At 75.7% G+C, this 8,921-nt stretch carries 9 protein-coding genes and 2 tRNA genes; 5 read left to right on the forward strand and 6 right to left on the reverse strand.

Annotated elements, in window-relative coordinates:
* Positions 1 to 86 precede the first annotated feature (86 nt).
* From ACRYR8_RS20200 to ACRYR8_RS20210, 3 genes are all read right to left on the reverse strand, one after another.
* Positions 87 to 159 (reverse strand) — tRNA-Lys (locus ACRYR8_RS20200).
* A gap of 91 nt (positions 160 to 250) precedes the next feature.
* Positions 251 to 436 (reverse strand): hypothetical protein, encoded by a 186-nt coding sequence (locus ACRYR8_RS20205; RefSeq protein WP_432486192.1) that lies wholly within the window; start codon positions 434 to 436, stop codon positions 251 to 253.
* A gap of 166 nt (positions 437 to 602) precedes the next feature.
* The gene (locus tag ACRYR8_RS20210) at positions 603 to 779 is read right to left on the reverse strand and encodes a hypothetical protein (RefSeq protein WP_432485467.1); all 177 of its coding nucleotides are present in this window, start codon (positions 777 to 779) and stop codon (positions 603 to 605) included.
* A 179-nt stretch (positions 780 to 958) separates the two neighbouring features.
* On the opposite strand from ACRYR8_RS20210, the gene ACRYR8_RS20215 reads away from it, so the two are divergent.
* Positions 959 to 1,639, forward strand: a complete 681-nt coding sequence (locus tag ACRYR8_RS20215; RefSeq protein ID WP_432485468.1) for a hypothetical protein — start codon at positions 959 to 961, stop codon at positions 1,637 to 1,639.
* Here the strand turns inward: ACRYR8_RS20215 and ACRYR8_RS20220 are convergent.
* Together ACRYR8_RS20220 and orn are read right to left on the reverse strand one after the other, a co-directional pair.
* A tRNA-His gene (locus tag ACRYR8_RS20220) sits at positions 1,632 to 1,707 on the reverse strand. The two genes, ACRYR8_RS20215 and ACRYR8_RS20220, sit on opposite strands and share 8 nt — an antisense overlap.
* Positions 1,708 to 1,805: 98 nt before the next feature.
* Positions 1,806 to 2,390: an oligoribonuclease gene (orn, locus tag ACRYR8_RS20225; RefSeq protein WP_432485489.1), complete on the reverse strand. Its 585-nt coding sequence runs from the start codon at positions 2,388 to 2,390 to the stop codon at positions 1,806 to 1,808.
* 118 nt (positions 2,391 to 2,508) lie between these two features.
* Here orn and ACRYR8_RS20230 point away from each other — a divergent pair, with 118 nt between their 5' ends.
* From ACRYR8_RS20230 to ACRYR8_RS20240, 3 genes are all read left to right on the forward strand, one after another.
* Complete coding sequence (locus ACRYR8_RS20230) at positions 2,509 to 3,681, forward strand: PrsW family intramembrane metalloprotease (protein WP_432485470.1); 1,173 nt, start codon at positions 2,509 to 2,511, stop codon at positions 3,679 to 3,681.
* 106 nt (positions 3,682 to 3,787) lie between these two features.
* Positions 3,788 to 5,263, forward strand: a complete 1,476-nt coding sequence (locus tag ACRYR8_RS20235; RefSeq protein WP_432485471.1) for a malate:quinone oxidoreductase — start codon at positions 3,788 to 3,790, stop codon at positions 5,261 to 5,263.
* Positions 5,264 to 5,291: 28 nt separating this feature from the next.
* Complete coding sequence (locus ACRYR8_RS20240; RefSeq protein ID WP_432485472.1) at positions 5,292 to 5,771, forward strand: methylated-DNA--[protein]-cysteine S-methyltransferase; 480 nt, start codon at positions 5,292 to 5,294, stop codon at positions 5,769 to 5,771.
* Between the two features lie 23 nt (positions 5,772 to 5,794).
* Here the strand turns inward: ACRYR8_RS20240 and ACRYR8_RS20245 are convergent, their stop codons facing one another.
* Positions 5,795 to 6,319 (reverse strand): low molecular weight protein-tyrosine-phosphatase, encoded by a 525-nt coding sequence (locus ACRYR8_RS20245; protein WP_432485473.1) that lies wholly within the window; start codon positions 6,317 to 6,319, stop codon positions 5,795 to 5,797.
* Between the two features lie 435 nt (positions 6,320 to 6,754).
* On the opposite strand from ACRYR8_RS20245, the gene ACRYR8_RS20250 reads away from it, so the two are divergent.
* Positions 6,755 to 8,875, forward strand: a complete 2,121-nt coding sequence (locus ACRYR8_RS20250) for a peptidase M6 (RefSeq protein WP_432485474.1) — start codon at positions 6,755 to 6,757, stop codon at positions 8,873 to 8,875.
* Positions 8,876 to 8,921 lie beyond the last annotated feature (46 nt).

Consider the following 8,921-nt stretch of genomic DNA (forward strand, 5'->3'; position numbering starts at 1 on the left):
GCGGGCGCGGCACTCAGGCACCCCCCGGGCGGCCGGGGGGGGCTGGGGCGCCCGCCGGGGGGGGGCCCCCCCCTTCGCCGTTGGAGTGCGCCGTCAGGGACTCGAACCCCGAACCCGCTGATTAAGAGTCAGCTGCTCTGCCAATTGAGCTAACGGCGCAACGAGAGAGGACTGTAGCAGCCGCGGCGGGGTGCCGCGAAATCCGGTGCCGGGAGCGGAAGGGGGTGCGCCCCCGGCACCGGGAGGTGTTTCAGGGCCGCGTCCACCACTCGCCGTCGGGCAGGCCCTCGCTGCGCAGGAGCTCCTCGGAGTGCGGCCCGTCCGGGGACGCCATGTCCATGATCAGCGACAGCGGGATGTGCTCCGAGAGCATCTCCATGACGGGTTCGGTGGTGTGCGGGCCGGGGCCCTCGTGCGCCGCGCTCTCGTGCGCCATGCGTCCTCCCGTGGTGACGTGCCCGAGGTGGGCGGTGACTCCCGTGTCGTCGTCGCCGCCCGGTCGGCCCTTGAGCCGGGTGGCCCGGGAGGACACGTCCGGCCCAACGCCGTCGCACGCCGTCAGCGGGGAGCCGCCGGCGGGGGAGCCGTCGGCTCGGCCCGCCTCAGCGCGGGCCGCCGGTGCGGGCCGCCGGCAGGGGCGGGGTGAGCAGGCCCCGCCGCAGCGCCACGGCCGCGGCCAGGCGCCGTCGCCGCCGGCGGGCGGCGGGCGTCGCGGGGGGCGGGCCGGTGCGCAGGTGCGCGGCCCGCCCGGGGGCGGCGGTCGCGGGAGCGGTGGTCACGCACCGGACGCTAGGCGCGCACCGCTCGCGGCCGCATCGGCCCGCGGCCCCACCCCGGCGTCCTCCCGGGGGAGGACGCCACCCCCTGCGGGAGGCTGACCCGGCGCCCGCGCGGGCCCCCCGCCCCGGTCGCCGCGGTTCGCCTGGACGGCGGCTGCGGCCTCGCGCACAGTGGTGCGGTGCGCAGCGTCGGGCGGTGGGGGGTGCGTCTCGTCATGCCCCAGGCGCTGCTGCTGGCCCTGCACCTGCGCGACGCGGCCGGGCTGCACCCGCCCACCTCCCCGGAGGTGCCCGCCCTGCCGCCGCTGGACCCGCCCGCCCGGTCCATGGGCCCGGCGGTGCTCTCGCCCGAGGGGCGCCGGGCGGCCGGCGCGCAGTGGGCCCGCTGGTGGGCCGGCGCCTTCCCCGGCGGCCCGCAGGCGCTGACCTCGCTGCTGCCGCCGGCCTTCCCGGGCCTGCGCGGCGTGCCGGAGCTGCGCGGCCTGGCCGAACTGGGCATCGACGAGGCCGTCGCCTGGGCGGCGCGGGCCCGGCGCCTGGAGTCGCACGTGCGCGCCGAGGTGCCCGTCGCGCTGTTCGAGACGACCCTGCTGGCGCAGGTGGAGCGCGAGCTCGGCCGGTACGTGCGGCCCTTCACCCTCGACGTGGTGGTGCTGCCCGTGCGTGGGCCCGGGTCGTGGGACACCCCCGCCGGCCCGGTGGTCTCCCTGGCCCTGCGCGCCGACCGCGACGCCTACCTGGCGTGGCTGCGGGAGCAGCTGCTGCGGATCGGACGGGGTGGAGCGGTGGGCCGCGGCGACGGGGAGGGGACGACGAAGGCCCCGCCCCCCGAGGGGGCGGGGCCTTCCGCGCTGGGGTGAGTGACGGGACTTGAACCCGCGACTTCCTGGACCACAACCAGGTGCTCTACCAGCTGAGCTACACCCACCACGTGACGTCGTGCGGGGCACGGCGTGACGCGGTGAGCATACACGCCGCGCGGGGCCCTCCCCGAACGCGCCGGGGCGGCCGGTGGGCCGTCCGGGGTCAGGCCTCCGGGGCCGGTTCCGGCTTCAGCTCCAGCCTCTGCCCGGCCGCCTTCGCCGTCTCCGAGTCGGGGCCGGGCTGCGGCACGAACAGCACCTCCCGGTAGTACTTCAGCTCCTGGATGCTCTCGCGGATGTCCGCCAGCGCGCGGTGCCCGCCGTGCTTGCGGGGGGTGTGGAAGTACACGCGGGGGAACCAGCGCCGTGCCAGCTCCTTGAGGGAGGAGACGTCGATGAGCCGGTAGTGCAGGTGCTCCGTCAGCACCGGCATGTCGCGCGCCAGGAACGCGCGGTCGGTGTGCACCGAGCTGCCCGCCAGGGGCGCCTTGCGCGGTTCGGGCACCCACTGCCGCACGTACTCCAGGACGATCCGCTCCGCCTCGGCGAGGGTGCGCCCCGCCGGCAGCTCCGCCAGCAGGCCCGAGGAGGTGTGCATGTCCACCACGACGGGGTCCATGCCCTCCAGCGCCTCCTGCGGCGGCCTGACCACGACGTCCACGCCGTCGCCGAGCACGTTGAGGTCGGCGTCGGTGACCAGGACGGCCACCTCCACCAGGGCGTCGCGCGCCAGGTCCAGCCCGGTCATCTCGCAGTCGATCCACACGATGCGGTCCTGGACGCGGTCGCCGGTCCCGCCCGGCGCTGAGGTGCTCACCCGCCCAGCGTAGTCAGCGCGGCCCCGGGCTCACGGCTACGCTCGCGGGGTGCCGGCGGAACCCCCCAGCAGCACGGCGGTGGCCGTCGCGCCCCGGCGCTCCCTGCTGGTGCTCACCGTCGCCGTCCTGCTCGTGTGCGGGGGGCTCAGCTTCGGGGCCGTCACCGCCGAGGTCGGGCTGTCCGGCGCGCTGCCCGCCCTGGCCCTGGCCGCCGTCCCCGTCGGGCCCGTGCTGGCCGCCGTGCTGTGGCTCGACCGCCACGAGGCCGAGCCGCCGCACCTGCTGGCCTTCGCCTTCGGGTGGGGGGCGTGCGTGGCGAGCCTGGGCGCCCTGGTGCTCAACTCCCTGTCCTCGCGGCTGCTCGACCGCGCCGTCGGCGACGTGACGAACACCTCCGTGCTCGTGGCGCCGGTCGTGGAGGAGGTCCTCAAGGGGCTGGGCGTGCTCCTCGTCCTGCTCAAGCAGCGCCGGCAGTTCGACGGCGTGGTGGACGGCATCGTGTACGCCGCGTTCGTGGGCGTGGGCTTCGCCTACCTGGAGAACGTGCTGTACCTGGGCCGCGCCCTCGGCGACGGCGAGCCCTCGTCGCTGGTCGCCGTCTTCGTGCTGCGCTGCCTGGTCTCGCCGTTCGCGCACCCGCTGTTCACCATGGCCGTCGGGGTCGGCCTGGGGCTGGCCGCCGGGCGCGGGCCGCTGCCCGCGCGGGTCGTGGCGCCGCTCGCCGGGCTGGTGCTGGCCGTCGGGCTGCACTCGCTGTGGAACGCCAGCGCCGGGGCGGGCGTGACGGCGTTCGTCGAGCTGTACCTGCTGCTGCAGGTGCCGGTGTTCGTCGCAGCGCTGGGCGTGGCCCTGGCCGCCAGGGCCCGCGAGGCGCGCCTGGTGGAGCGCTCGCTGCAGGTGTACGTGCGCACCGGCTGGCTGCTGCCGGAGGAGGTGCGCGTCCTGTCCTCGGCGGCCGCGTGCCGCTCGGCCCGCCTCTCGGCGCAGGCGGCCGGCGGTCGCGAGGCCGCCCGCGCCGTGCGCGACTTCCAGGAGACCGCCACCGCGCTGGCGTTCCGGCGCGACCGGATGCGCCGCGGCACCGACCCGGGCTCCCCGGAGGAGGAGCTGGCGCTGCTGCAGCGCCTGTCCGCCGAGCGCGCCCGCGCCCTGGCCCTGCTGCCGCCGGTGCCGCCGCTCACCGGCGGGCCCGCCGGTGGACCCGTCCCGCCGCTGCGGTGAGAGGCGGCTCACGTGTGACGTGGGGCACCAGGCGCCTCCCCGGCCGCACCGCGCCGCCGCGAGGCCGTAACCTCTCAGGGTCGATGGAGCCGCACGAGAGACGAGGGTGAGTCCGTTGCCCGCTGCGAACCGCTACGACGCCGTTCTGGTCGGGGGCGGGGTCATGAGCGCCACGCTCGCCACCGTCCTCACCGAGCTGGAACCCGACTGGTCCGTGCTCGTGCTGGAGAAGCTGGACGCCATCGGCACCGAGAGCTCCGACGCCTGGAACAACGCCGGCACCGGGCACTCCGCGCTGTGCGAGCTGAACTACACCCCCGCCCGGCCGGACGGCGGCGTGGACATCACCAAGGCCGTCGCCATCAACGAGCAGTTCCAGGTGAGCCGGCAGTTCTGGGCCCACCTGGTCGAGACGGGCGTGCTGGCCGACCCCGGCACCTTCATCAACCCCGTCGCCCACATGAGCTTCGTGCGCTCGCGCGACGTGGAGTTCCTGCGCGCCCGCTACGAGGCCCTGTCGCAGCACCCGCTGTTCGCCGGGATGCAGTGGTCCACCGACCACGCGGAGATCGGGCAGTGGGCGCCGCTGCTGGTGGCCGGCCGCGACCCCGGCGAGCGCATCGCCGCGACCCGCTCGACCGCGGGCACCGACGTGGACTTCGGCTCGCTCACGCGCTCGCTCCTGGCGGGCGCGGCGGGACGCGGCGTGGAGCTGCTCACCGGGCACGCCGTCACCGACCTGAGGCGCCGCGGCTCGGGCTGGACCGTGAAGGGCACCGCGGCCGGCGGTGGCGGTTTCGAGGTCTCGACGCCGTTCGTGTTCGTCGGCGCCGGGGGCGGTGCGCTGCACCTGCTGCAGCGCAGCGGCATCCCCGAGGGCAAGGGGTTCGGCGGCTTCCCCGTCAGCGGGCAGTGGCTGCGCTGCACCCGCCCCGAGATCGTGGAGCAGCACGCCGCGAAGGTGTACGGCCAGGCCGAGGTCGGCGCCCCGCCGATGTCCGTGCCGCACCTGGACACCCGCGTCATGGACGGCCGGCGCTCGCTGATGTTCGGGCCCTACGCCGGGTTCTCGCCGCGCTTCCTGAAGAAGGGCTCGCTGCTGGACCTGCCCCTGTCGGTCCGCCCGGACAACCTGCTGCCGATGCTGAGCGTCGCCCGCGACAACGTGCCCCTCATGACCTACCTGGTCAAGCAGCTCACCCAGTCCGCGGAGCAGCGGGTGGAGGCCCTGAAGGTCTTCTACCCCGAGGCCCGCAGCGAGGACTGGGAGCTGCTGACCGCCGGCCAGCGCGTGCAGGTCATCAAGAAGGGCCCCCGGGGCGGGGTCCTCCAGTTCGGCACCGAGCTGGTGCACGCCGCCGACGGTTCCGTCGCTGCGCTGCTGGGGGCCTCTCCCGGTGCCTCCACTGCGGTGGACGTCGTGCTGCGGCTGCTGAAGCAGTGCTTCCCGGCTCACCAGGAGGGCTGGCAGGAGCGCCTCGTCGGCATGGTGCCCTCGTACGGGCGCAAGCTGTCCGACGAGCCGGACCTGCTGGCGAAGACGCTCGCGCGCACCAACGACGCGCTGCACCTGGCCGCCTGAGCCCCCGGCCCACGCGGTGCGCCACGCGGTGCTGCCGTCCCCGCTGGGGGACCTGACCGTCGCGCGCGACGAGCGCGGCCTGGTCGGCATCTGGTACCCCGAGCACCGCGGCGGGGTGCCCACCGACCTCGGCGCGCGGGACGACGACGCGTTCGCCGACGTCGCCGCGCAGCTGGCGGAGTACTTCGCCGGGCGGCGCACCGCCTTCGACCTGCCCCTGGCCCCGCGCGGGGACGCCTTCGACCAGCGCGTGTGGGCGGTGCTGCGCGAGATCCCGTACGGGGCGACCCGCAGCTACGGGCAGCTGGCCCGGGCCCTGGGCGGACCCGGGCACGCCCAGGCCGTCGGGGCCGCCAACGGGCGCAACCCGCTGTCCGTGGTGGTCCCCTGCCACCGCGTCGTCGCGGCGGACGGCACCCTCACCGGCTACGCGGGCGGGTTGTGGCGCAAGCGGTTCCTGCTGTCGCTGGAGGAGCCGGACGCCGACGCGGGCGGACGGCTGTTCTGACCCCGCCCCCTCCCGCGAGGGGGTCAGGGACGGGCGGCGAGCTCCCGGCGCACGTGCTCGACGATCCCGTCGGCGGCGGCCTCGATCTGCGCCAGGGCCTCCTCGAAGTCGCTGCGGTCCCCGTACCAGGGGTCGGCGATGTCCAGCGAGGACTCGTCGGCCACGGCGCCCGGGCCGGTGACGCCCGGCGCCTCCGGGTCGAACGAGCGGTACATCGCCACGCGGGCGGCGGCGGCCCCGTCGGGGGCCTGCGTGCGCAGCCAGCGCGCGTGCCGGGCCGTCATCGCCAGCAGCAGGTCGCGCGAGGCGATCTCCTCGGCCGTGACCTGGTGGGCGCGGTGCTGCGGGACGTCGTAGCCGGCCTCGGCCAGCACCGCCCGCGCCCGGCGGTCCACGGGGTTGCCGTCCTCCTCGTCGCTGATCCCCGAGGAGTCCACGACCACCTCGCCGTCCAGGCCCGCCTCGGCGAACCGGCGGCGCAGCACGGACTCGGCCATGGGGGAGCGGCAGATGTTCCCGGTGCACACGGTCATCACACGGTACGGCACCGGGCCATCCTGCCGCCTGCCCCACGGGCTCCGTTCGCCGGCCCCGCGATCACGGAGGAGCGATGGGTCGCACACGCCGGGTGAAGCTGGGCCTTGTGCGCGGCCCGTGGCGCGGTGGATGCTTCGGCGCACCGGCGCCGGGGACACCGGCACCGAGGCACTCCAGGAGGACACGCATGGGTCTGGACCCCACGCGCGGCGGCCGCATCGCGATCGCCGCGCTCTCCGCGACGGCCCTGGCCGTCCCGGCCGCGGGGGGGGGGGGGGGCCCCCCCCCCCCCCCCCCCCCCCCCCCCCCCCCCCCCCCCCCCCCCCCCCCCCCCGACCCCCACCCCGGCCCCCCCCCCCCCCCCCCCCCCCCCCCCCCCGCAGCAGGCCCCGGCCTCCGACCTCCGGCTCCTCGACGGCGAGTACCGCGACGGCGAGCCGCTGCCCGTGGTGGCCCCGGACGCGGCCGGCGCGTCCGGTGCCGGTGCGCGCGCGACGCTGGCCGCCCCCGCCGACGGTGACGGCGGTGACGAGGGCGAGGCCCGGGTCGGCGACCAGCGGGACTGGCCCGCTCTCGTCGACGGCGGCGTCACGCCCGACGGCGAGGTCGTCGAGAGCGCCGTCACCGTGCAGGGCTACACGCTGCGCGGACTCGGGGACAGCATCGAGGTGTGGGTCGCCGACGACCTCTCCTTCCCCGAGGGCGACTGCCGCAACACCACCGGTGGCGGCGAGCTGACCGTCGTCACCGACGAGCAGGTGGCGGGCTTCGTGGAGGAGTTCGACGAGACGATCCTGCCGGTGGAGTCCGAGGTGTTCTCCGTGGCGCCGCCGCGCGACGGGTCCGCCGCCGTGCTGGGCGAGCTGGTCGAGCAGCCCGACGGCGGCGAGTACCCCGAGGGGTACTGGACGGGCCGGGGCGAGCGCACCGTGGCGCTCATCGACAACGTGCGCGACCAGAACTTCTACGACCCCACGAACGAGAACGGCCGCACCTACATCGCGGGGTTCTTCTACTCGCTGTTCAACGACCTCGTCGACCGCAACGTCATGACGATCGACGGGTTCGACTGGCTGCACCGCACCGGCGAGAACCCGCCGGACGACTCGCAGGAGCCCGACTACCTCGCGTGCGCGGACTACCTGCAGCGTCCCGGTCTCGGCGAACCCGCCGGGCGCACCTACGAGGCGACGTTCGCGCACGAGTACCAGCACCTGCTGGAGCACTACGCCGACCCCGACGAGGTGTCGTGGGTGAACGAGGGCCTGTCGATGTGGTCCGAGGACCTGCTCGGGTTCTCCGACCCCGCTCCGGCCCCGAACACCGAGGAGGCCGACAACTACATCGCCACGTTCCTCGGGTTCAACGAGCAGCAGTCCTACGGCGGCCCCGAGCAGTCGATCACCCTGTGGGGCGACCAGGGCGACCCGGAGATCCTCGCGGACTACGGCAGCGCCTACGCGTTCATGGTCTACCTGCACGGCCGGTTCGGCGGTGACGAGTTCATGACCGCGCTGCACAACGAGCCCGAGGGTGGCCTCGCGGGCCTGGACGCGGTGCTGCGCGAGCGCGGGCACGACGTGCGCTCGCAGGACGTGCTGCACGACTTCCTCGCCTCGATGGCCGTGGACGCGGCCCTGGACGGCGGGGCGAAGGTCAAGCGCGGCGACGCCGAGGCGCTGCAGGCGGAGGGGCTGACCGCGCGGGTCAACTGGGACTCGGAGCAGTCGCACGGCTCCCCGGGTGCACCGGTCAACGGCGCCGACTACGTCAGGCTGCGCGACCCCGCCGGGTACGTCGACGGCGGGCTGGTGACGTTCAAGGGCTCGAGCACGTACCCCACCACGCCCGTGGAGTGGGAGCAGGACGGTGAGCGGCTGTACTCCGGCAGCGGCGACAACCTCGACCGCGGCATCGTGCGGGAGTTCACGATCCCCGTGCAGGACCCGACGATCGGCGTGGACCTGCAGGTCGACACCGAGGAGGGCTGGGACTTCGCGGTCGTGCAGGTGTGGGACGCGGCCGCCGGCGGCTGGGTCTCGCTGTCCGGCGAGGCGACGACCACCGACGCCGCCCCCGGCGCGGACCCGCGCATCACCGCGGAACTGCCCGGCCTGACCGGTGAGGTCTCCGGCACGCAGACGTTCGACGCCTCCGCCTACGCGGGGCAGACCGTCGACGTGGCGATCCGCTACCTCACCGACGGCGGTGTGGCCGAGCCCGGCGTGTGGGTCGGCGGCGTCCGGATCGGCGGGCAGTCGGTGGCCGACGCCACCGACCTGTCCACCTGGAGATCGCTGAGCGAGGCGCACCCCACCGAGGTGGCCGGCTGGACCGTGCAGCTGGTGGGCACCTCGGGGAAGAAGGTCTCCGTCGTGGAACTGCCGGTCGTGCGCACCCCGTGGGGTTTCACGACGCTGACCACGGTCAAGCACGCGCTCGGGTTCACCCCGGAGGTCGCCGCCGTCCTCGTGACCGCCGACGACCCGACCGAGACCGTCACGGACCACGCCCCGTACGAGCTGTGCGTGAACGGCGTGCTGCAGCCGGGCGGCGGCACCGCCTGACGCCCGCCCGTGCGGCCCGCGACGCCGCCGCGACCACCCGGTCGCG

The organism is Kineococcus esterisolvens (genome assembly GCF_050871405.1).
Lineage (GTDB): Bacteria > Actinomycetota > Actinomycetes > Actinomycetales > Kineococcaceae > Kineococcus.

Bases quoted from the DNA above. Each gene is read 5' to 3' on its own strand.
- ACRYR8_RS20205 (WP_432486192.1), bottom strand. From the start codon at position 436: ATGGCGCACGAGAGCGCGGCGCACGAGGGCCCCGGCCCGCACACCACC.
- orn (WP_432485489.1), bottom strand. From the start codon at position 2,390: ATGACCGGGCTGGACCTGGCGCGCGACGCCCTGGTGGAGGTGGCCGTC.